The organism is Methylobacterium mesophilicum, from assembly GCF_022179445.1.
GTDB lineage: Bacteria > Pseudomonadota > Alphaproteobacteria > Rhizobiales > Beijerinckiaceae > Methylobacterium > Methylobacterium mesophilicum.
Map to the genome: position 1 here is coordinate 1 of NZ_BPQU01000018.1, position 22154 is coordinate 22154.

Annotated in this window: 26 protein-coding genes and 1 pseudogene; 20 read left to right on the forward strand and 7 right to left on the reverse strand. The window is 66.0% G+C overall.

What is annotated here, in order from left to right; genetic code table 11:
• Positions 1–336: 336 nt before the first annotated feature.
• Positions 337–1305 (reverse strand): SDR family NAD(P)-dependent oxidoreductase, encoded by a 969-nt coding sequence (locus MFF40_RS17620; RefSeq protein WP_238261537.1) that lies wholly within the window; start codon positions 1303–1305, stop codon positions 337–339.
• 135 nt (positions 1306–1440) lie between these two features.
• Between MFF40_RS17620 and MFF40_RS17625 the strand changes: the two genes are divergently transcribed.
• Positions 1441–2100, forward strand: a complete 660-nt coding sequence (locus MFF40_RS17625) for a TetR/AcrR family transcriptional regulator (RefSeq protein WP_147898826.1) — start codon at positions 1441–1443, stop codon at positions 2098–2100.
• 214 nt (positions 2101–2314) lie between these two features.
• On the forward strand, positions 2315–3817 hold the full coding sequence (locus tag MFF40_RS17630; protein ID WP_238261539.1) for an aldehyde dehydrogenase family protein: 1503 nt from the start codon (positions 2315–2317) through the stop codon (positions 3815–3817).
• Positions 3818–3853: 36 nt separating this feature from the next.
• On the opposite strand, the gene MFF40_RS17635 is transcribed toward MFF40_RS17630, so the two are convergent.
• A complete protein-coding gene (locus tag MFF40_RS17635) occupies positions 3854–4876 on the reverse strand; it encodes a LysR family transcriptional regulator (protein WP_238261542.1) in 1023 nt (340 codons plus the stop codon).
• 100 nt (positions 4877–4976) lie between these two features.
• Here MFF40_RS17635 and MFF40_RS17640 point away from each other — a divergent pair, with 100 nt between their 5' ends.
• From MFF40_RS17640 to copM, 11 genes are all read left to right on the forward strand, one after another.
• Positions 4977–5864, forward strand: coding sequence for an alpha/beta fold hydrolase (locus MFF40_RS17640; RefSeq protein WP_147898824.1), 888 nt, complete (start codon positions 4977–4979; stop codon positions 5862–5864).
• Between the two features lie 29 nt (positions 5865–5893).
• Positions 5894–6718 (forward strand): alpha/beta fold hydrolase, encoded by an 825-nt coding sequence (locus MFF40_RS17645; RefSeq protein ID WP_238261544.1) that lies wholly within the window; start codon positions 5894–5896, stop codon positions 6716–6718.
• Between the two features lie 30 nt (positions 6719–6748).
• The gene (locus MFF40_RS17650) at positions 6749–7717 is read left to right on the forward strand and encodes an MBL fold metallo-hydrolase (RefSeq protein WP_238261546.1); all 969 of its coding nucleotides are present in this window, start codon (positions 6749–6751) and stop codon (positions 7715–7717) included.
• 82 nt (positions 7718–7799) lie between these two features.
• Entirely contained in the window at positions 7800–8459 is a 660-nt protein-coding gene (locus MFF40_RS17655) for a pyridoxamine 5'-phosphate oxidase family protein (RefSeq protein WP_238261548.1), read from the forward strand.
• A 203-nt stretch (positions 8460–8662) separates the two neighbouring features.
• Positions 8663–9412 (forward strand): MBL fold metallo-hydrolase, encoded by a 750-nt coding sequence (locus tag MFF40_RS17660; RefSeq protein WP_238261550.1) that lies wholly within the window; start codon positions 8663–8665, stop codon positions 9410–9412.
• Positions 9399–9722 carry an SH3-like domain-containing protein gene (locus MFF40_RS17665; RefSeq protein ID WP_238261552.1) on the forward strand — a complete coding sequence of 108 codons (324 nt, stop codon included), beginning with the start codon at positions 9399–9401 and terminating at the stop codon, positions 9720–9722. The genes MFF40_RS17660 and MFF40_RS17665 overlap by 14 nt, the downstream gene beginning before the upstream one ends.
• A 12-nt stretch (positions 9723–9734) precedes the next feature.
• Positions 9735–10400, forward strand: a complete 666-nt coding sequence (gene nthA / locus MFF40_RS17670; protein WP_147852766.1) for a nitrile hydratase subunit alpha — start codon at positions 9735–9737, stop codon at positions 10398–10400.
• Entirely contained in the window at positions 10397–10735 is a 339-nt protein-coding gene (locus tag MFF40_RS17675; RefSeq protein WP_147898821.1) for an SH3-like domain-containing protein, read from the forward strand. The genes nthA and MFF40_RS17675 overlap by 4 nt, the downstream gene beginning before the upstream one ends.
• Positions 10732–11160 (forward strand): DUF302 domain-containing protein, encoded by a 429-nt coding sequence (locus MFF40_RS17680; RefSeq protein ID WP_147852764.1) that lies wholly within the window; start codon positions 10732–10734, stop codon positions 11158–11160. Before MFF40_RS17675 ends, MFF40_RS17680 begins: the two co-directional genes overlap by 4 nt.
• Before the next feature lie 105 nt (positions 11161–11265).
• A complete protein-coding gene (locus MFF40_RS17685; protein WP_238261554.1) occupies positions 11266–11793 on the forward strand; it encodes a cytochrome P460 family protein in 528 nt (175 codons plus the stop codon).
• A 329-nt stretch (positions 11794–12122) separates the two neighbouring features.
• Positions 12123–12515 (forward strand): CopM family metallochaperone, encoded by a 393-nt coding sequence (gene copM, locus MFF40_RS17690; protein ID WP_147852762.1) that lies wholly within the window; start codon positions 12123–12125, stop codon positions 12513–12515.
• A 521-nt stretch (positions 12516–13036) separates the two neighbouring features.
• Here the strand turns inward: copM and MFF40_RS17695 are convergent.
• Both MFF40_RS17695 and MFF40_RS17700 read right to left on the reverse strand, forming a co-directional pair.
• Positions 13037–14377, reverse strand: a complete 1341-nt coding sequence (locus MFF40_RS17695; RefSeq protein ID WP_238261556.1) for an ATP-binding protein — start codon at positions 14375–14377, stop codon at positions 13037–13039.
• Positions 14374–15093 (reverse strand): response regulator, encoded by a 720-nt coding sequence (locus tag MFF40_RS17700; protein ID WP_238261558.1) that lies wholly within the window; start codon positions 15091–15093, stop codon positions 14374–14376. The genes MFF40_RS17695 and MFF40_RS17700 overlap by 4 nt, the downstream gene beginning before the upstream one ends.
• 189 nt (positions 15094–15282) lie before the next feature.
• Between MFF40_RS17700 and MFF40_RS17705 the strand changes: the two genes are divergently transcribed.
• The 5 genes and pseudogenes from MFF40_RS17705 (at position 15283) to MFF40_RS17725 (ending at position 18333) form a co-directional block, all read left to right on the forward strand.
• Positions 15283–15615 (forward strand): GCG_CRPN prefix-to-repeats domain-containing protein, encoded by a 333-nt coding sequence (locus tag MFF40_RS17705; RefSeq protein ID WP_238261560.1) that lies wholly within the window; start codon positions 15283–15285, stop codon positions 15613–15615.
• 71 nt (positions 15616–15686) lie between these two features.
• Positions 15687–16082: an EF-hand domain-containing protein gene (locus tag MFF40_RS17710; RefSeq protein ID WP_238261562.1), complete on the forward strand. Its 396-nt coding sequence runs from the start codon at positions 15687–15689 to the stop codon at positions 16080–16082.
• Between the two features lie 86 nt (positions 16083–16168).
• Positions 16169–16441, forward strand: coding sequence for a GCG_CRPN prefix-to-repeats domain-containing protein (locus tag MFF40_RS17715; protein WP_238261564.1), 273 nt, complete (start codon positions 16169–16171; stop codon positions 16439–16441).
• A gap of 293 nt (positions 16442–16734) precedes the next feature.
• A complete protein-coding gene (locus tag MFF40_RS17720; protein WP_238261566.1) occupies positions 16735–17550 on the forward strand; it encodes a DUF3658 domain-containing protein in 816 nt (271 codons plus the stop codon).
• Positions 17551–17668: 118 nt separating this feature from the next.
• Positions 17669–18333, forward strand: a pseudogene (locus tag MFF40_RS17725) (class I SAM-dependent methyltransferase).
• Positions 18334–18820: 487 nt separating this feature from the next.
• Here the strand turns inward: MFF40_RS17725 and MFF40_RS17730 are convergent.
• The 3 genes from MFF40_RS17730 to MFF40_RS17740 all read right to left on the reverse strand — a co-directional run bounded on the left by MFF40_RS17730 (position 18821) and on the right by MFF40_RS17740 (position 20999).
• Entirely contained in the window at positions 18821–20062 is a 1242-nt protein-coding gene (locus tag MFF40_RS17730) for a cation:proton antiporter (RefSeq protein WP_283206113.1), read from the reverse strand.
• Positions 20063–20116: 54 nt separating this feature from the next.
• The gene (locus tag MFF40_RS17735) at positions 20117–20344 is read right to left on the reverse strand and encodes a hypothetical protein (protein ID WP_238261569.1); all 228 of its coding nucleotides are present in this window, start codon (positions 20342–20344) and stop codon (positions 20117–20119) included.
• Between the two features lie 103 nt (positions 20345–20447).
• Positions 20448–20999, reverse strand: a complete 552-nt coding sequence (locus tag MFF40_RS17740; RefSeq protein ID WP_147853910.1) for a fasciclin domain-containing protein — start codon at positions 20997–20999, stop codon at positions 20448–20450.
• A gap of 324 nt (positions 21000–21323) precedes the next feature.
• On the opposite strand from MFF40_RS17740, the gene MFF40_RS17745 reads away from it, so the two are divergent.
• Together MFF40_RS17745 and MFF40_RS17750 are read left to right on the forward strand one after the other, a co-directional pair.
• The gene (locus tag MFF40_RS17745) at positions 21324–21839 is read left to right on the forward strand and encodes a PRC-barrel domain-containing protein (RefSeq protein WP_238261571.1); all 516 of its coding nucleotides are present in this window, start codon (positions 21324–21326) and stop codon (positions 21837–21839) included.
• Between the two features lie 26 nt (positions 21840–21865).
• Entirely contained in the window at positions 21866–22117 is a 252-nt protein-coding gene (locus tag MFF40_RS17750; RefSeq protein ID WP_238261574.1) for a hypothetical protein, read from the forward strand.
• Positions 22118–22154: the final 37 nt, after the last annotated feature.

The following is a 22154-nucleotide window of genomic DNA, read 5'->3' on the forward strand; positions in this document are numbered from 1 at the left end:
TATCCCAAGCGGCCGGACATCCCCAGCTTGGCGTCCTCTTTTCACACAGCCTCCAACCAAAGCCGATGTTATTGGGCGGCTGGCCAGTGGCCGCTTTCGAGAAGGGCCGATAGCTATTCGCGTGAGCGTGATAGGTTGGTGCAGGTCCGTCCGCTTTTCCAACAGGTCAGCTCCGAAGCGGTCATTCTGCTATCGGCCAGCAACTGCCACCACGAAGCGCCCGCCTGAACGTCTCAGATGGCTGGATTTAAGACGGTCTGCTTTTGAGCGGTAAGCGCAGCAATGCGGACATCCGATCTTCGGCTAGGTCTGGCTCGAAGTTGCCTAGTTGCAATGTCAGAAACGCTCGTCCACCAAGTCCTCGCTCCTCGCCCAGAGCGCGCGCGCGCGTTCGGGATCCAGCGCGTAGGAGCGCACGCCCTCGCTGACGGGGGTGATCAGCCCGTCGGTGATCTCGGACACGTGGCAGTTCTCGCAATAGCGGCCGCCGACTGCCCCCGCCGACGCCACGAAGGCCGCCCAAACCGACGTGGCAGCCCCTTGGGGGATGGTCTTCCACGCAAAAGCCGGCTTGCCGGCCGCAGCGAGGTCGGCGTTGATCCGCTCGACCGACTGGGCGACGGCGCCCTGGCCTACATGCCGGCCGAGCTCGGTCTGGATGCCGCCGGGGTGCAGGGCCGTCGCCCGCACGCCGCGCGTCCTGTGCCGCCGGTCGAACTCCACGGCGAACTGGATGTTGGCCGTCTTCGAGCGCCCGTACGCGACCATCGGGTCGTAGGGCGCGTGCTCGAAGCCCGGGTCGTCGAGATCCGGCTCCGCGTAGCGATGACCGGCCGAGGCGACCATGACCAGCCGACCGCCGTCCCGGATCGAGGACGCGATCCGGTTCACGAGGACGAAGTGGCCGAGATGGTTCGTGCCGAACTGCGTCTCGAAACCGTCGGCCGTTCGACCCAGCGGCGTGGCCATGACGCCAGCGTTGGCGATGACGACGTCGAACGGTCTGCCGTCCGCCAGCAGCGCGTCGGCGCAGGCACGCACGCTCGCCAGCGAGGCGAGGTCGAGCGCGACCAGTTCGAGACTTCCGCCATGCGCTGCCTGATCGCGGACTATGGCAGTCGCCGCCTCGGCCTTGGCGAGATCCCGCGCCGTACCGACGACCTGCGCCCCGTGCGCGGCGAGGGCGCGGGCCGTCTCCACGCCAAGCCCCGCCGACACGCCGGTGACGAGCACGCGCTTTCCGTTGAGTTCGACGCCCGCGAGCACCTCGTCGGTGGTCGAGGTCGCCCCGAATGATGCGGCCATGTTGCTCTCCTTGCCGGTGGACACACCTCGCCCGTCGCCCGCGAAGCCATTGTTCGCCGGCATTTAAATCGGTAAGAGGAGGTTGCCTCCGTTTAAATACGGAGGGATCCTCCGTTTAGCAAGAGGGGTTCGCCCGTGGACGAAGAGGAGCCTCGTCCGCCAGCCCGCAGGCCGCGTGCCGACGCCCAGCGCAACCGCGCCCGGCTACTCGACACGGCCAAGGCGACCTTCGCCGAGAAGGGCGCGTCCGCAGGCCTGGAGGAGATCGCGCGCGCGGCAGGCGTGGGTGTCGGCACGCTCTACCGCCACTTCCCGACCCGCGACGCCCTGATCGAGGCGGTCTACAGGAATGAGACAGCCCATCTCGCCGAGGCCGCGGAGCGGCTCACAGCCACCCGTTCCCCGACTGAGGCCTTGCGGGAATGGATGCTGGTGTTCGTCGACTACATGGCGACCAAGCAAGGCATGTCGGAGGCCCTCAATGCGATGACGGACGGACCGGCCGGCCTGTATGCCGCGTCCGGCGCCCAGATTAAGCAGTCCATGGCCATGTTGTGCGACCGCGCGGTCGCCGCGGGCGAGATCCAACTCGGCATGGAGCCGCTCGACCTGCTGCGGGCGGTGGCCAGCGTAGCCAACATCAGCTCCGGCCCGGACCGGAGGCAGTCGGCCATGCGTCTAGTCGATATCCTGATCACGGGTCTCGAACAGTCCGGTCGCGACGAAGCGGGACGCTCGATTGCGGCTCGCGCCAAAGGCGCGTCCCGTCAGCAATCTCGCCGGTCAAAGCCATGAGCGCGCGGGTCTCGGCGAGACGTTTGCTGCAGTTGGGTCACCGCCTTCCAGGGAAGGTGAGGCCGGCGCCGTGCTCATCCCGTCGGCCGGATCCCCTCGGATCGGAAGAGAGGCCCTTGGCGCGCCCACCGTGGCCACACCGCTCTATTGGGTGGTCGTTTTCCACGACGGCACGGCTTGGTTTCCACACCGAGATCGCCCTATGCCCGCTCCCATGACGACCACCATCGAGCGCCTCGTATCGGGAACGCCTGTGCCTTTCGGCGGGGACCGCGTGACCGTGGTCACGCCGGAGCTTGCGGCTGCCTTTCAGCCCGGCGACCATCTGCTGGTCCTGCAGGAGACCGGAGACCTCCTGCATATCCCCGCGGCTCAGATCGCATTGGCCGCCGCCGCAGTGGACCGTGCGCATGCCGCCTTCATGGCGATGTCGGCCATTCCGGATCAGGCAATCGAGCGGTTCTTCGACCGTTTCGCCGCGCTCCTCGAAGACCCTTCGGCTTGGAGTGCCATCGCCGAGGCGAACCGGCAGGATGTCGAGCGCGCCCAGGGCGGTGGCCGTTCGACGACCCGGCTCGTCGCCACCGACCGGATGCGGCAGGACATGGTCGCGGGCCTGCGGGCGTGGCGTGACAGCGAGACGCTGCGCGGTCGGGTCGTCGAACGCATCGTCCATACCGGCTGGACCATCGAGCAGGTGGCGGCACCGCTCGGGGTAGTCGGCTTCGTCTTCGAGGGACGCCCGAACGTGCTCGCCGATGCAGCGGGCGTCCTGCGCAGCGGCAACACGGCCGTCTTCCGCATCGGCAGCGACGCACTCGGCACCGCACAGGCCATCATGCGGCACGCCCTCGTGCCCGCGCTCGATGAGGCCGGCTTACCACCCGGAGCCATCTCGCTCGTCGAGAGCCCGGAACGGTCGACCGGTTGGGCGCTCTTTGCGGACCGCCGGCTCTCGCTGGCGGTAGCACGTGGGTCGGGTCGGGCGGTGGCTCAGCTCGGGAGCGTCGCCCGGCAGGCCGGCACGGCGGTCAGCCTGCACGGAACCGGCGGAGCGTGGATGGTGGCCGACCGCGATGCGGACGCGGAGCGCTTCTCCGCGGCTGTCGAAGCCTCGTTGGACCGAAAGGTCTGCAACACGCTGAACGTGTGCTGCATCCATCGCGCCCGGGTGGCGGATCTCGTGCCGGTTTTCCTGTCGGCCCTGGACGCCGCCGGCCGCGCACGCGGCTTCGGGTGCAAGCTTCATGTGGTGGCAGGCGACGAGACCGTCCTGCCGGACGCCTGGCGCAGCGCCGCCGTCCGGGTCCGGCGCGCCGAAGGCGAACGCACCGAACCGCTGACGGAGATCCAATCCGAGGACGATCTCGGCTACGAGTGGGAATGGGAAGACACGCCCGAGGTCAGCCTGAAGATCGTGGATGATCTCGATCACGCGGTCGCGCTGTTTAATCGCCACAGCCCGCGTTTCGCCGCATCGTTGATCAGTCGGGACCCGGAGGCGCATCGGCGCTTCTACGACACGGTGAACGCGCCCTTCGTAAGCGACGGGTTCACCCGATGGGTCGACGGGCAATATGCCCTAAACCAGCCCGAGCTCGGGCTGTCGAACTGGCAGAGCGGCCGTCTCCTCGCCCGGAGTGCCATCCTGTCCGGAAGCGGGGTCTTCACGCTGCGCAGCCGCGTCAATCAGGACGACCCGCGATTGAGCCGGTGAATGGGCGGCACGCCGCAAAATCCACGCATCGACCGGTCACGGACTTCCCGATAGCCGGCCGGCGCCATTCCGGTTCGGCGTCAATCGCTGGCGCGAGACCTCGGCGTCGAGCCGTTCCCGGGAGGAACGTCGGTCCTCGGGTTGCGGCGGGTTGCGGTCGAAGTCGGCCCTGAGGCGAACGGCGGCGAAGTCCATGAAGGTCCGCACTTTAGCGAGCGACAGCCGATCAGGTAGCGTGACCAGATGTACGGGCACGGGAGGCGGCTCGTCCTCGGGAAGTAGGACGACCAAGCTGCCGCCGAAGACTTCCTGCTGGATCTTGTAGGAGAAGATCCGGGCGATGCCCTCACCGTCGACCGCCGCGCTGACGGCGGCCTCGTCGGTGTTGACCATCAGGCGCGGCTTGACCCGGACCGTGCGGGAAACCCTGCCTCCATCCAAGGGGGGGAAGCTCCATATATCCTCCAGGCTCGTGGGCTCGATGCCGATGGCGTCGTGCTGCGCCAGATCGGATAGGGACATGATCGGCGGCCGGCCAGCTAGGTAGTCGGGCGATGCACACAGAACGCGGCGCACCTCGCCGATGCGTATCGCTATCAAGTTGGAATCCTGCAGCGGGGCGATCCGGAGCGCGACGTCGATGCCCTCATCGAGGAGGCTCGTCATCCGATTGAGCAGCAGGTATCGGACCTGCATCGCGGGATATGCCTTTAGGAACTCACCCACGACCGGGCGCAGGACACGTGTCCCGAACATCACGGGGGCGGTGACGGTCAGGACGCCCTGCGGGGCAGCCCGATGTCCGGCAAAGGCGAGGTCGGCTTCACCTAAGTCCGTCAGCACCCTGCGGCAGACGGCGGCGTACTGCTTGCCAGCCTCGGTCAACTGCAGCCGTCGGGTCGTCCGGTGCAGGAGCTGAACTCCGACGTGACTCTCAAGGGCGGCGATGGCCCGCGTCACGGCCGCCGGCGAGCGATTGAGGCGTCGGCCGGCGGAGGCGAGGCTGCCTTCGTCCAGGGCGGTGACGAACACCCGCATTGCATCGAGACGGTCAATCATTGTTCCGCCCCGCGAAATCAAGGATTTCGCAGCTTAGGCATTCTGCGGTCGATCACAATACGCTAACTTCGATTGAGTGGTTCGATGCGAAGGTGGCTACGTGACTGATCCCGCCAGCATTCCGGTCACCCATTACCGCACCGCCAAGGTCGACGACGTGAACGTCTTCTACCGAGAAGCCGGCCCGGCGGGCGCACCGGTCGTGTTGCTGTTGCACGGCTTCCCGACCTCGTCACACATGTTTCGCAACCTGATCCCGCTCCTCGCGAACCGCTACCGCGTCATCGCACCAGACTATCCGGGCTTCGGCGGCAGCGATGCTCCTGATCATCGGACGTTCGCATACACGTTCGCGCACTACGCCGACCTCGTCGATGGGCTTCTCTCCCAACTGGGGGCGGGCCGTTACGCGATGTACGTGATGGATTACGGTGCCCCGGTCGGCTATCGGCTCGCCCTCAAGCATCCCGAACGTGTCAGCGCGCTGGTCGTCCAGAACGGCAACGCTTACGAGGAGGGGCTGAAGGAGTTCTGGGATCCGATCAAGGCCTACTGGCGCGAGGATACCCCGGAACGGCGTGACGCTCTCGCCTTCCTCGTCGCGCCGGAAACGACGAAGTTTCAGTACGTCGACGGCGTCGCCGACGTGACCCGGATCGATCCGGACAACTGGCTGCACGATCAGGTGCTTCTCGACAGGCCGGGCAACAAGGATATTCAGCTCGACCTCTTCCGCGACTACGGCACCAACGTACCGCTCTACCCGCAATTCCAGGCCTTCTTCCGCGAGCGCAAGCCGCCGACGCTGATCGTCTGGGGCCGGAACGATACAATCTTCCCGGCCGACGGCGCACACCCGTATCTGCGAGACCTGCCCGACGCCGAGCTGCATCTGCTGGATACCGGGCATTTCGCCCTTGAAGACAAACTCGACGTCATGGCGCCCATGATTCGGGACTTCCTCGACCGTAACGTCGCCGGCCGCTGAGGTGCAGTTGGCACGCGAGGGGGCGGCGCATGGGCACGATCAAGGTCGAAGACGGCACCGAGATCTACTTCAAGGACCGGGGCGAGGGGCAACCCGTGGTCTTCAGCCACGGCTGGCCTCTCAGCGCCGACGCCTTCGAGGATCAGATGTTCTTCCTCGCCAGCCAGGGGTACCGCTGCATCGCGCATGACAGGCGGGGGCACGGCCGCTCCAGCCAACCCTGGACCGGCAACGACCTCGATACCTACGCGGACGACCTAGCCGCGCTGGTCAGGGCTCTCGACCTTCGGGAGGTCATGCATGTCGGCCACTCGACGGGAGGGGGCGAAGTCGCCCGCTACATCGGCAGGCACGGCACGGAGCGGGTCGCGAAGGCCGTTCTGATCGGCGCCATCCCGCCAATGATGCTCAGGAGCGTCGACAATCCAGACGGGACGCCCATCGAGGCGTTCGACGTCCTCCGCTCCGCTGTGCAGGCCGACCGGTCGCAGTTCTGGAAGGATCTGAGCATGCCATTCTACGGCTACAACCGCCCCGGTGCAGCCATTTCGGAGGGCGTGCGTGAGGCGTTCTGGCTGCAGGGCATGATGGCAGGCTTCCCCGCTTCGTACTTCTGCATCAGGGCGTTCTCAGAGACGGACCTTACGCAAGATCTCACTCGCTTCGATGTTCCGACGCTGGTACTTCATGGCGACGACGATCAGATCGTGCCGATTGATGCCTCGGCGCGACGGTCCTCGAAGATGATCAAGGATGCGAAGCTCCTGGTCTACGAGGGCGCCCCACACGGATTGTGCACCACCCACAAGGACCGCGTTAACGCGGATCTTCGCGACTTCCTGTCGGCGTCATAGCGGCCCGCCCGCCAGAAGGAGAGCCGTGTGATGCCGTCATCTCAGTTTCAGCTCTCCCACAGCGGCCTCTGCCTCTGTGGCACGCCGGATACGACATTCGGGGCGAACGGAACGTGGCTCTCCCCGAGACAATCCTTCGCTAAAGCGCGCGGTATCGTCGAGACGATCAAGTTCGAGGCGGCGAAGGCTGCCATCAAGGTCCACCATCTCCGCGGCAACATCGCGGTCTTGGAAGGATCTGGCGGCAACATCGCGGTTCTGGCGGGCCGCGCCGGTAAGATTCTCGTCGACGCCGGCATCGCCGTGTCGCGCCCGCAGGTCGCCTCAGCGCTCGCGACGCTCGGCCCCGAACCGGTCACGCATCTGATCAACACGCATTGGCACTTCGATCACGCCGACGGGAACGCTTGGCTGCACGAGCTGTCCCCGACAATCATCGCCCATGAGAACACGCGCCGGCACCTCTCGACCACGCAGCGCGTCGAGGACTGGGACTACGACTTCGTGCAGCTTCCGGAAGCGGCACTGCCGACCGAGGTGTTCGCAACAGATCACCGCCTGAGCCTCGACGGTACCACGCTGGCATTGCGCTACTATGGGCCCGCCCACACGGACAGCGACATCTCGGTTCACTTCGAGGAGCCCGAGGTCCTGCATGTCGCCGACACGTACTGGAACGGTGTCTACCCCTTCATCGACTATTCGACCGGCGGTAGCATCGACGGGAGCATCCGTGCTGCGGAAGCCAATCTTGCCCAGGCGACCGAAAGCACCATCGTCATCCCCGGCCACGGCTTTCCAGTCAGCGACCGCGCGGGGCTGCAGCGGTTCCACGACATGCTCGTCACGGTGCGGGACAAGGTCGCCGCACTGAAGGCGCAGGGAAGATCACTGGAAGAAATCGTGGCGGCGAGACCCACGGCAGCCTTCGACGAAGTCTGGGGCCAATTCGTCATCACGCCAACGCTATTCACCCGCCTCGTTCACGAAGGTGTCTGAGCGAGTACGGCCAAATTGAAATCCGAGTCGGCGACAGCGCCAGAGGATCCAAGCGAGGACGATTTGACGGGGAGGAGGCAATATGGGCCGCAGGTACTCCGATATCGCCTTCACGCAGTCGGTGAAAGCGGTTCAAGAGGCGCAGGGAAGCCGAAATCTCTACGCGCGGTACGACGCGCTCGATGAGCCCGGCGCGCGGCTCGGTCCCGGCGAGCGCGCGTTCATCGCGGCACGCGACGGCTTCTACATCGCGACAGTCTCGCAGACCGGCTGGCCTTACGTGCAGTTCCGCGGCGGTCCGCCGGGCTTTCTGAGGGTCCTCGGCGAGGCTGACCTGGGGTTCGCCGATTACCGTGGCAATCGGCAGTACGTGACGACCGGAAATGTCGCCGTCGACGACCGTGTCTCGCTGTTCCTAATGGACTATCCAAGCCGGCGCCGCCTGAAACTGTTCGGCCGCATGCGGGGCGTCGAGAGGACCGACTTTTCCGAACAGGTCGACCGTCTCGCGCCGCCTGGCTACCGGGCCGTGATCGAACGTGCATTTCTGATCAGGGTCGAGGCGTTCGATTGGAACTGCCCGCAACACATCACGCCGCGCTTTACCAGCACTGAGATTGCCGACGACCCGGAGCTCCGCGACCGGATCTGTGCCGAGGCGCAGGGTCGAACAAGGCAGCCTGGATCGCCCGGAGCCAGCGCCAGCCACGTTCGTGGCCCGGGATCGGGGACCGCGGTATGACTGGGCAGGAGGACACTACGGACGGCCGGTCCGTGCACTCCGCAGTTACTCCCGAACAGCGCGCTCACTCGGAAGTGGCGAGGCGAGCGCCTTATCGTTTCAGGCATGGCTCCTACGAAGTCACGGTCCTCAGCGATGGGCATCTGGTACTGCCTACGACACTGCTGGCCCCTGAAGCGCCGGCGGCAGACCGAAGCGCGGCATTGGAGGGCGCCGGTATCCGCTCGGAAATCTACGAGCCGGCGGTCAACATCCCCCTAGTCCGCACCGGTGAGGAGCTGATCCTGTTCGATACCGGCGGAGTGGGGTTCCAGCCGGGTCTCGGGCAACTCTCTCGGCACCTCGCGGCCTCGGGCATCGACGCCGGCAGCATTACGAAGGTGGTCCTCACCCACGGTCACCCGGATCACATCTGGGGGACCGTCCTGGCAGACGGTGCTCTGCGCTTCCCCAATGCCACCTACTATGCCGGCGCGACCGAGTGGGACTTCTGGAACCACGACGACGTCTGGACGAAGCTGCCTGACGCTCAGCGGCCGTTCGCGATCGGGGCCCGTCGCCAGTACGCAGCCGTACGCGACCGGGTTACGATGGTGCGCCCCGGAGACGAGGTGATTTCCGGGATCCGAGCCATGGCGACCCCGGGTCACACGCCGGGCCACCTCTCCTTCGAGGTGGCCGGAGGAGACGGGCTGATAATCGCCGGCGACGTCGTCACGACGCCATCCGTGTTCTTCCCAAATCCCAGGTGGACGTTCGGCTTCGACGCCGACGACGGGCAGGCCATCGCCAGCCGCGAACGCCTGCTGGACCGCGCGGCGAGCGAGCACGCGATGCTTCTAGGCTATCACTGGCCCTATCCCGGCGTGGGTTTCGCCGAGCGGGACGGCGCTGGCTACCGCTACCTTTCAGAAGATGCCGACCGAGCGGACGCCAGGGATGACAGCTACTGAGCGGGACCAGAGCATCGTATGGGCTTTGGGTGAGACGCCCAGCTTCAAGGTTGGCGAGGGTGTCAGGATCGCGAAGCGCTCTCCGGTCGGGCACTATCGCGTGCCGCTGTACCTGCGTGGTCGTGAAGGTGTGATCGAGAAGGTCATCGAACCGGCCGGCATCGACAACGAGGAGGAAGCGTACGGGCGCAACGCCGGTTCGAGGCTGCACTACTACCGCGTCGCCCTTCGCGATGGCGCAGCTCTGGCCCGATTATGCGGCTTCGTCGCGCGACAGCCTGCACATCGAAGGGTTCGAGACCTGGCTTGAGAGGATGGGGGAATGAGCGCGCACGGGGATCCGAACGTTGATCATCACGGGCATGATCACCCCCATTCGGAGATCGTCCACACGGGACGACCCGGCTACTACGAGATTATGGAGACCGCGGTGCGGGAACTCCTGATCGAGCATCGCCTCATCGGCGCGGACGAGATCCGGAGACAGATCGAAGTCCTGGACTCGCGCACCCCCGCTCTCGGCGCCAAGGTTGTCGCGCGGGCTTGGGTCGACCCCGACTTCAAGGAACGTCTCCTCGCCGACGGCCGAGCCGCCTGCGAGGAGCTCGGAATCAGCTTCTACGACGACACCGGGCTTATCGTGTTGGAGAACACCGACCAGGTGCATAACCTGATCGTCTGCACGCTGTGTTCGTGCTATCCTCGGCCCGTTCTTGGACTTCCACCCGACTGGTACAAGCTGAAACCTTTCCGGTCCCGTGCCGTGAGCGAGCCGCGCGCGGTTTTGGCAGAGTTCGGCACCATCATCCCTGACGACGTCGAGATCCGGGTGAGCGACTCGACCGCGATGGTCCGCTACCTCGTCCTGCCGCGGCGACCGGCAGAAACGGAAGGCTGGGGCGAGGAGGAACTGGCTGCCCTTGTCACGCGCGACACGATGATCGGCGTCGCGCCCGTCAAGCTTCCAATTGCTGGAGCCGACCGATGACCCAGACCGAGATGCTGCTGAAGCGGCTGCCGAACGACATCGGAGGCCTGGACGGTGGGCACATCCAGCGGGTCGAACACGAACTTGAGCCTTGGGAGAAGCGGTGTCACGCCCTCGCCGACGTGCTCGACTTCTACAAGATTCTCAACACCGAGGAGAAGCGTAGGGGTGTCGAGGCGCTTGGAGCCGAGATGGTCGGTGCGCTCAGCTACTACGAGCGGTGGATCGCCGCGTTCGCCAATATTTTGTTCGCGAAGGGCATCCTGACCCCAAGCGAGCTGGCCGCCAAAATGGACGAGGTGGCGGCCCGCTGGGACAGGGAGCCTCGCCCATGACGGCCGGTTTTATCGAGCATGAGAGCCGGTTCCAGCCCGGCGAGACCATGGACAACCTTGTCGGCGCCGTGGCGGAGCGCGGCCTGACGGTGTTCCTCCGACTGGATCATGCGGCCGCGGCGGCCCAGGCGGGGCTCAATCTGCGGCCGACGCAATTGCTGGTGTTCGGCAGGGCGGAAGGCGGAACGCCTCTGATGCAGGCAAACCAGACCATCGGCGTTGACCTGCCTTTACGCGCCCTCGTGTGGTGTGATCCGGCGGATCGGACTTGGGTCGGTTACGACGACCCCCTGTGGCTGGCGGAGCGTCACTGCTTGACCGACGGCAATCCGAGGCGTGCCGCGGAGGCTCTCTCGCGGCTGGTGGAGGCCTGCGTGCTTCAGGCTTCCGGAACCGACCCGGCGAAACCACGTGGAGCGCTTTAGGTCGAGCATGGCGGCCTCAAGACTCCGCCACACGGATCTGACGTCAACCGCCGGAGCGGCGTCAATCGAGAAATAGTTAAGCATAGGGTTCAGGGGGAGAACACCATGAGAACGGCATTTCTTCGCCTCGGTGCATACATCATGGGCGGCTGCGTCATGGTCTTTCTTCCATTGGCGGCTGGAAGTGCTGATGACGATGCTGCTCCGATCTTCGGCATCAGACTTCCTGCAGGGTACCGCGATTGGCAATTGATCAGCGTGGCGCACGAAGCGGGTAAGCTCAACGACATTCGTGCCGTTCTTGGAAACGACATCGCGGTCAAGGCATATCGGGAAGGGACGCGCCCATTCCCGGATGGCGCCATCATCGCGCGGTTGGCGTGGGAGTATGTGTCGTCCGCCGAAAACGACGCGGTTTTCGGCCAAACGCAATCGTTCGTTCCCGGCTCCCCGACGAACGTGCAATTCAGCGTCAAGGACTCTAAGAAATTCGCCGATACGGGCGGATGGGGGTACGGCCAATTCGAAGGTGGCAAGCCCAACCGGAGCGAAGAGCTAATGATTACCTGCGCGCCATGCCATGCTCGCGTATCGTCAGACCATGATTTTGTCTTTACGCGCTACGCACCTTGAGAACCAGCTTTGGTCCGGCAATTAAAATTCAGTTTTTCAGCATCTTGCGTCTAATATGGACCGGATCGACAAAACTCTGTAATCCGAATTCATCGCTTTTGTTAATTGAGGATTGGAAGCCGTTTGCGACGACCGACGTCAATACGCCCCATCTTCGAAATACGCGGCAGGCCCATTCAAGCGCCCCTGGACCCGGCCGACGGCAGCCACGCAACCGGCGATGCCCCGCACTTGGCGACAGCTCGAACGACGCGGTGCAACTCGCCAGCCCGGAAGGCGCGACCGACAGCGGTAAGTTCGAGTGGCTCCTACCCCGGAGAGGAAAACTCATGACCCACAACCCCGCACTTCTCGCTGTCGCTCTGCTGTGGACCGGGGTGGCTAGCCCAGTCCTCGCGCAGGGCGTGAACGGTCACGGCTCAATGGTCGGCATGGAGATGGGCTCGACGAAGTCAGACGCGAAAGACGACGCCTCGACCAGAGAATTCAAGGCCGCCGACACGGCGATGATGAAGGATATGGACATTCCCTATATCGGCGACCCCGACGTCGACTTCTACGCCCACATGATCCCGCATCACAAAGGCGCGGTCGCCATGGCGAGGGTCGCCCTGAAGCATGCCAGGGATCCCGCCACCAGGGCGATGGCCAAGAAAATCATTGCCGACCAAGTCACGGAGATCTCCGACATGGAAGCGTGGCTGAAGAGGCATGGCAGGTGACCGCCGAAGCCAAGACAGCCAGCCGAGGCGGTTCGAGCACGCCTCCCCGATGAAGTTCTCGTCCGCCCAGGGGACCAAAATGCAAGCCGCCTGCAAAAGCACCCTCTATCGCATGGGCACAATCGCTGCCATCCGTGGCGAAAGATACCGCGGTCCGCTTTCCGGCGGCTGTCACACGAGCCTGCCCGACCGGCTTGGGTCGGTAGGAGCCTGTCCGCTTTTCGAGCACACCTCCTCCGAAGCGGCTATTCCGCTTACGGCCAGACTACGCCATGCCGGATCGCCGACCCGCGCCAAAGCGGTCGTTCGGCTCTGCGCCCATCTCGGCCGTTCAGCCAACTCCGGCGCCTTCTCCGAAGCGGACGTTTCCGCGGCTCAGCGTGTAAGTTCAAGGATCAAGGCACAACTCGAATACCAGGTCGCGACCGGCACCTTCGAAGGTGACCGCCAGGGCTGCATGATCGCGCGACGCCGGGGATGCGGAAGACATCCTCCGCCTCCATCCTGCGGCATTCCGGTCCTCAGGCCGGTAGGCTCACCTCGGCCCGCAGGCCGCCACCGGCACGGTTGACGAGGGCCACGTCGCCCCCATGCGCGCGGATCGCCGACCGTGCGATGGCGAGACCGAGACCGGTCCCACCCGTGTCCGCGTTGCGCGACCCCTCCAGCCGCGCGAAGGGCGCGAACATCTCTTCGATCCGGTCGGCCGGAATGCCCGGGCCGTCATCGTCAACGAGGACCCGGACAACATCATCGCCCCGCTCAAGGGTGATCCGCGCCCTGCCGCCATAGCGGACGGCGTTCTCGACGAGGTTGTCGAGGACACGGCGCAGCGCCATTCGCCGGCCATGGAACGGAAGGCTGGTCGGCGAAGCGACGATCACGTCCCGCCCCAGGACCACATGGTCGTCCGCAAGGGCCTGGACCATCTCGGCGAGGTCCAACGGGCCGCTGTCCTGGGAGAGCGCATCGTCGCGTGCGAACGCCAGGGTCGCGTCGACCATCCGCCTCATGTCCGAGATCGTGCGGACCATCGCGTCCCTCAGATCGCCGTCCTCGACCATCTCGGCCCGGAGCCACAACGAAGCGATGGGTGTGCGCAGGTCGTGGCTGATGGCGGCCAGCATCCGGGTGCGGTCGGCAACGTAGGTCCGCGAGCGCTCCTGCATCAGGTTGAACGCCACCGTCATGGTTCGCAACTCGCTTGGGCCACGCTCCGACAGCGGTTCGAACGAGGCACCACGACCGGTCATCTCGGCGGCTCTGGCGAGATCCGTCACCGGACCGACGATCCCACGTCTCGCGACGGCGACGACCGCTAGCACCGCGATTACGCTCGCCAGGACCTGGATGAGCGCGATGCGCATCCAGGGCGGTGTTCGGAGTGCGAGCGGAGCCTCGACGTTGAGCCAGCGCCCGTCATCCAAGCGGACGGAGACCCGCAGGACCTGGGGTCTGTCGGAAAGGCTTCCCTGCGGGGCGTCCTCCCCGACATCCCGCTCGACCAGGGCGATCCGCGCCTGACTCGCGTCCTCCTTCATGCGCCGGTCGATCCGCCGCGCGAGCCGCGCCTCATCTGGCCCCATCGTGCCCTCGGGCACGAGGCTCCCGGCGTCGATGGTGAAACGGTGGCGGGGTGAACCGTAGGCCGCGACGACGCTCGGGACGGTGTCGGGTTGGACCGCGTCGAGTAGGCGTACCAGCGTGGCGATGCGGTCGACCACCTGGGTCCTGGCCGCAGCGCGGCCGACCCGAGAGGACTCGTGCGCAAACATCGCGAAGGCCGCGGCCTGGGCACAGACGACTGCGAGCACGAGAAGGAGCGCCAGCCGTCCGCCGAGCGAGCGCGGAATCAGTCTCAAGGCACCGTCCTCACCTCGGCGGCAAGGACGTAGCCGCCGCCCCAGACGGTCTTGAGGAGCCTCGGGTTGGCGGGATCGCGCTCCAGCTTGCGCCGGAGGCGGCTGACTTGGTTGTCGATGCTGCGGTCGAAGGCGTCGGCGGTCCGGCCACTGGTCAGGTCGAGAAGCTGGTCGCGGGAAAGCACCACCCTGGGATGCCGGGTCAGCGCCGATAGCAGGCGGAACTCCGCCGTGCTGAGCGCCACCGGGGTGCCGGCGTCGTCGACGAGCTCGCGACGGTCGGTGTCCAGCGTCCAGCGGTCGAACGCCAGCTTGCGTCCGTCGGCCCCGTCCCGGGTCCGGGGAAGCGCGCGCGTGCGCCGGAGAAGGTTCTTGATGCGGGCGAGGAGCTCGCGCGGCTCGAACGGCTTCGTGACGTAGTCGTCGGCCCCGATCTCCAGGCCGACGATCCGGTCGGTCCCCTCCGCCAGGGCGGTGAGGAGGATGACCGGCGTGTCGTACGCCTCCCGGATATGGCGGCAGAGCGAGAGCCCGTCCTCGCCCGGCATCATCACGTCGAGGAGCACCAGGTCGATGGCGCTTCCAGCGAGAACGACGCGAGCGGCGGCCGCGTCCGCGGCGACGGTGACCCGGAGTTCATGCCTCTTCAGGTAGGCAGCGAGCGGATCGCGGATGTCGCGATGGTCGTCCACCACCAGGATGTGCGCGTCGTCCATGTCCCGAACCTTTCGTCCCGGACCGTAACGCGCGGCGGCGTCCGCTTCCCGGGGGATTCTGTCGCGAAATGTATCGGGACCTTCGAACCCGCGACGGCTCGCGACGAAAACGGGGTGTCCCGGCAAATCCCTGCGACAGGCCGGCGCCAAGGTGCGTGCATTCGAAACACCGCATCGGGAGACGAAGCGATGACGAAGGAACCGGTACGCGCGCCGACCGTGTTGAAGCGCTTTCTGCCCGCGGCCCTGCTGGCGGCCGGCCTGGCGGCACCGCTGGCCACCGCCGGCGCGGCCGAGGCCCGCGACGGCTGCGGCCTCGGGTTCCACCGCGGGCTCTACGGCTTCTGCCGGCCCAACCTCGGACCGAGGGTGTTCTACCGGCCCTACGCCTTCCGGCCCGCATTCTACGGACCGCGACGGTTCGGATGGGGCGGTCCTCGCTGGCATCGCTGGGGCGGCTACCGGCATGTCGGCTGGGGCCATCGCGGGTGGGGCCACCACGGTTGGCATCACCGTTGGTGACCCTGTCGAGGCTAGGGGCCGTGCCATCCGGCGCGGTCCCGGGACGACCCGGTGACGCGAGAGGTGCGATCATGACGAAGGCTATCGCCTACCTGACCTTGTGCACACTCCTGGCGGTTACGTCCGCATCCGCCCAAACGCCTGCGGGAACGGATACGCCGAAGGGTGCAGGCGCCGCGGGCGTGGACCTCGCCACGTTCCTCGCCCGGCACCGCACCCGGATCATGCGGGCCGATGCCGATCACGACGGGCGCGTCAGCAGAGCGGAATGGGCGGCCTGGTGGGACGCCCGTCCCGGCAAGGGGCCCTACGACCCTGCCGGGCGGTTCCGGGCCATCGACGCGGACGGCGACGGTTTCGTTACCGCGGAGGAGATCGACGCCACGTCCACCAAGCGGTTCGCACGGCTCGACGCCGACCACGACGGTCGCGTCGTCCGCGCGGAGCGACCCTGCAGCGCCAAGTGAACCGAACGCCCGGGATCGGGGTTCGGATAACCATTTCCCCCAGGGCACGGCCGGTATGCCGCGTCCACCAGAACGAAAGAGTCAGGATGAAGCTCACAGGTCTCATCGTCGGCGGGTTCGCGACGCTGTTGATGGCAGGCGGGGCCCAGGCCCTTCCCATGCCGGCCGGCGGCATCGGCAACGACGCCCCAATCGTCCAGGTCCGCGCCGGTTGCGGCTTCGGCGCCCATCGCGGTCCGTTCGGGGGGTGCCGCCTGAACCGCGGACCGCGCGGCGCCATGCGGCGGGCCATTACGGGCGCACCGCGCGGTTGTCCGCCCGGCCTCTATCGCGGTCCGGGCGGTCGCTGCCGTCGCTGACGACGACGGTCCGGTCGTTTCCGGCCGGACACCTCGACGCCCGCGGATCACGCTCGGTAACCCGACCGGGCGAGATCCCGGGCACGACGCTTTCCGGTCGGGAAGGGCTCGACACGGCCGATCCGCAGTGGACCGTTGGGTCGGCTTACATCCCTGCCTCGTCGCCGGTGGACAGGTCGCGATCCGATGCGACCTTTATTCGCCACTCCGTCCGTCGACGACTGATTACGCCATCCGGTCCCGATCCGAGGCGTCGTGCTTCGTGGGCCCGACACGGAAAGGGACGGTACGGGATGGGCGACGCGACCGAGACCGTCCACGTGGTCCATGGCCCAAGCAGGGCGGAGACCGTTCGCGGTGCCTTGCGCTCGCTGGGATGCGACGAGCGCATCATCGGGTTGCCCGGCGAGCTGAACTTTGGCCCCATCGATCCACCGGACCCGGACGCTCGTCGGGCGTGGATCAGGACGATCCTACGGTGCGATCCCGCCGATCACGTGCGCGAGCCCGAGGCACCATGGGCGGACGCGACGTCCGCCCACGTCCACCCGGTCTATTGGGTCTGCATGAGCGACGCCGGGGAACAGGCGAGCTTTCTGGAGTTCGCCTGCCGCATGGCAGGGCGACTGTTGGACATCGTCGACGCCACGGGGCTCGATCTTGTCACACCGGCCGGCGTCCGCTCGCCGCGGTCATTAGGGGCGTTGCGCGAGCGGGACATCGTCGCATCCGGCCTCAAGGAGAGACGGCGGGCGTTCTCCCAAGGCGAGAGCGACGCGGCATCGGCGGCATGGTCGCTGTTGAGACGCGAGAACGCCCCGCTTCGCGTCGTACGGGACGGCTGCTTGGTGTCGGCACCCCTCACGTACTTCGACGCCGTCCTGATGGGACTGGCGATGCGGGAGTGGGAGGTGGTCGCCAGACTGATCGGTCGAGCGATCCACCATCTGACTTTTGACGTGGACCCACCGGACCAGGGTGTCGGCGATGTCGTCCTATTCGGCCGCGTGCTCGCGCTCGGAGATGCCGGCGATCTCGAAGTCAGGGGGGCCGGACCGGGGATGCGCGCCTACGAAGTTCGCCGTCCTAGGACATTCGGGCATGCCTAAACTCGGGACGGGAAGCGGTCGAACGTCCGACTATTCAGCCTCTCATCGTTTCGGCGGACCAGCGGATTTCGAAACATCTCGGACGTTCGCCCGAACACCACATGTGATATCCTCTTGCATGGATGCTTTCTCAGACCCGCAGGCCATCGCCCGCTACGTGGAGAACCCACCGCGCATGGTGCCTGGCTATGCCGACATGCAACGCATGGCGAGGCTTTTGCTTGCGGAAAAGCCCCAGAACATGCGCAGGTGCTCGTTCTCGGCGCAGGCGGTGGCCTCGAACTCAAGGTGTTCGCCGAGGGCCATCCCGGCTGGTCGTTCGTTGGCGTCGATCCGTCTGCCGCGATGCTCGACCTCGCCCGGAGGACCCTGGGCAACCTTTCGGACCGCGCTCGCCTTCATGAGGGGTTGATCGAAGGCGCGCCGCAAGGGCCGTTCGACGCTGCCGCCTGCATCCTGACCCTCCATTTCATCGAGCGACAGGAGCGGTTGCGTACTCTCTTGGAGGTCCGGCGACGTCTGAAGCCCGGAGCCCCCTTCGTCGTGGCTCACTTCAGCTTCCGGCAGAACGAACGCGACCTCCGGCTCTCACGGTATGCCGCCTTCGCGAAGGCCTCCGGCATCGAAGGCTCGCAGGCCGAAAGTGCCAGGATCGGGATCGGAGCGCGCTTGCCTATCCTTTCGCCCGAAGAGGACGAGGGACTGTTGCGGGAGGCCGGGTTCACAGGTGTGAGCCTTTTCTATGCCGGATTTGCATTTCGTGGCTGGGTCGCCTCCGCCTAATTTAAAGTCTGCTTTCCACCCGACTTCGCCACGTCCATGTCGATTCCGCCGTTCCCGAACGCGAGGATCGGGTTGAATCCCTCCCGGTCGAGATCTCGAAGGACTGCCGGGGGTTTGGGATCTCGACGATGTCATCGCCGTCCCGCCAGGGACCGGGAGCGACGTCGGTGGAACGCCATCGGTGCAGGGACGTCGCTCTCCCTCACACCGGCATGGGGACAGTTGTCGTGAGGGCATGAGCGGGGCCGTGCAACGGCCGGGGCCGGCGGATGGAAACGGGGAAGCGCGGGAACCTGGACCCGCGCAGGTTCGACCTCCTCGACCTGACGCTGGTCGACGTGAACGGCGGCCTGCGGCCCTTCATCAAGGCACTGCCGTGACGCTCGTCCTTAGGCGCATTCGACTGGATGTGCCGAATTTCTGTCACCGCGGCATCACGGCCGGATAGGTACGTTGAGGGATTTGCCCGCGGGACCTCGCCTACCGGTCAAAGCGTCCGCCGCGCGACCATGCCGAGTGTCGAGCCCTGCACGATGATGGTGAATAGCACCACGGCATAGGTCGCCGCCAGGATGGCCGGCTTGGCATCGCTCTCCGGGATGGAGAGCGCAAGTGCCACCGAGATGCCGCCGCGCACACCCGCCCAGGTCAGGAACGGGACGTTGCCGAGGCAGAGGTTGCCGCCCCAGCGGAAGAGCAGCACCGGGGCCGTCACGGCGACGAGGCGAGCGAGCAGCACGACAGGGACGGCGCAGGCGGCCAGCGTCAGGCCCGAGACCTGGAACCGGAGCACGAGGACCTCCAGCCCGATCAGCAGGAACAGCACCGAGTTGAGGACCTCGTCGATCAAGGTCCAAAGGGCGGAGACGTACTTCTGGGTGTTGTCGCTCATCGCATGTCGCGGGGCGCGTTCGCCGATCAGCAATCCGGCCGCGACCACGGCGAGCGGCCCGCTGGCGCCGAGCTTCTGGGCGAGCGCGTAGGTGCCGGAGACGAGCGCGAGGGTGATCAGCACCTCGACCGGGAAGTCGTCGATGGCCCGCATCGCGCGGTAGGCGACGTAGCCGGTCACGACGCCGAGGACCAGGCCGCCCCCGGCCTCGTGCAGGAGGAGCGTCGCGACGCCGCCCGCGCCGGTCGCCTCTCCGCTCGATCCGGAAGCGAAGGCCACGAGGACCGTGAACAGCACGATGCCGATGCCGTCGTTGAACAGGGCCTCCCCCTGCATCTCGATCTCAAGGGCCTCGGGGACCTGCACGTTCTTGAGGGTGGCCAGCACGGCGACCGGATCGGTCGGGCTGATGAGTGCCCCGAATACCAGCGCCCAGGTGAAGGGCATGGGATTGCCCAACGCCTGGGCGGCGGTCCAGAAGGCGCCCCCGACCAGTACGGTGGAGATCAGCGTGCCGAGGAGGGCGAGGGTTGCCACCGCCAGGGCGCGGTCTCGAAGAGCCCGGAGGTCGAGGCCCATGGCGCCGGCGAACAGCAGGAAGGCCAGCATGCCGTTCATCACCACATCGGTGAAGTCGACTTGGTCGAGGACTTGAGTCAGGTCCGCGTAGAGGTGCTGGGCCGGGAAGGCGAGGTCGAGGCCGACGAGGGCGAGCGACGCGAGCAGCCCCATTACGAGCAGGCCAATGGTGTGCGGCATCCGAAGGAAGCGGCGGTTGACCCAGCCGAACAGGGCCGAGAGGGTCAGCAGCAGGGCGGCGAGGTCGAAGATCGAGATAGCGGGAGCCTCCGGACGTGGCGAGGCTCGACCTTGAGGGCTCGCGGACTGAACCTAGCCTTGGTCGCCAACCGCGACGCCGATGATGGCATCCTCGGACGCGACCGCACCTTGATCCGACGGGCGGGCTATCGGTGCCATGCCGTCGGTGCCGAGGACAGTGGCCGCGGTCAGTCCCGTCGATTGCATCCCCTGGTGAGGAGCGCCGATCCAGAAAGCTGAGCCGACCAGCAGGGCCGTAGAGATGGCCATCGCTGCTAGGAACGTCGTGAGGAACCTCATAACCATTCCAATGAATGGCCAAGTTCGAATGTTCCTCGGCGATGGTGCATTCTGGAGAGACGGCCCGCCCCCGATAAGGAGGCGGGCCGTCCGTAACGGTGGGTTACTTCGGCATCAGGACGCTGTCGATGACGTGCACGACGCCGTTCGACTGGTTGACGTCGGCCTGCTCCACGAAGGCGCCGCCGCCCTTCTGATCGATCAGCGCCAGCCGGTCGCCGTCCATCTTCACGGTCAACACTTGGCCCTCGACCGTCTTCAGGTTCGCGGCTTCGCCGCCCATCTTCGCCTTGGCCTTCAACTCCTTGGCGTCGAGCTTGCCCGGCACGACGTGGTAGGTGAGCACGGCCGTCAGGGTCTTCTTCATGTCGGGCTTCAGTAGCGAGTCGACCGTGCCGGCCGGCAGCTTCTTGAAGGCGTCGTTCGTCGGCGCGAACACCGTGAACGGGCCCTTGCCGCTCAGGGTGTCGGCGAGCCCGGCGGCCTTCACGGCGGCGACGAGGGTCGTGAGGTTGCTGGCCTTGGAGGCGTTCTCCACGATGGTTTTGTCGGCCATCATCGGCGCGCCACCGACCATCGGGGAGGTCTCGGCGAGGGCCGGAGCCGCGATGGCCACGCCTGCGGCGAGGAAGGCGGCGGTCAGGGTGGTACGCATCATCGAAAATCCCTTTTACGTCGTCACGGCCCGATCATCGAGGCTCGCGATGACGATACGGAACGTTGCTGTGTCTAGTTTCGCCGTAATAATCACAAGAAAGTTATCTATGATGCGGACATAGCCCGGGATTAATTTTCGTTCATGCAGCGCATCGCGGCGGTGTACTACGGATCGGTGGGTAAGACCCGCATCGCCAAGTCCATTTATCAATCCATGTTGAGTCGGTGACTTACAAAATGTTCATGTGGTGGGCGACGATTTTTCTGAACGTTTCCTGAACGAAGACGTTGTGGCCCCGAACCGTGCAGTCTGGAAGGGTACATGCCAGGCCCTGTGGTCGGGCATCCCAATCTGCACCTTCAAAGCCTTAACCCGGAGAACGTCTTGTCTTATCGCAACATCACCGCCGCCATTGCGCTCGCTTGCCTGTCGGTTCCGGCGCTCGCCCAGACGACGCCCGCTACTCCGACTACAGGCATGAGCTCGTCCTCTGACATGGGGATGAAGATGGCCGACACCGCGACGGTGAAGCTCAAGTACGTGACCGTGAAGCCGGCCGACGTAATGTCGTCCAAGCTCGTCGGCGCGACCGTCTACAATAACAAGAAGGAGACGGTCGGCGAGGTCGAGGATCTCGTGATCGAGAACGGCAAGACCCTGACCGGCGTGGTCGTCAGCGTGGGCGGCTTCCTCGGCATGGGAGAGAGCTACGTGGTGCTCGACCCGTCGACTCTCGCCATCCATGACAAGGACGGCAAGTGGGCGGTTTACGCCGATACCGACAAGGACACCCTGAAGAACGCGCCGACGTTCTCTTACTCGAAGATGAAGAAGTGATCGCGACCAACGAAGGAGAGACGACCATGAAGCACACCATTCTCGCCTCGGCGCTCCTGGCCGGTCTCGGTCTCGGCGCTTCGACTCTGCCCTCGGCAGCGCTGCCGGTGAACGCAACCGGCGTTGCAACCTCGCCGAACGCCGACCTGGTCCAGGTGCGTATGCACCGGCGCCACCGCATGCGGCAGGGTTCGGCCAGCCGCGGCAACGCAAGCATGCCCTCGCGCGGCGCTCGCGGGCAGCAATATGGCGGAACGACTGGCGGCCCGCGTCGCTGACCCGGCCCGACCGCGATCCGTGGGGGCTGTCCCCCGC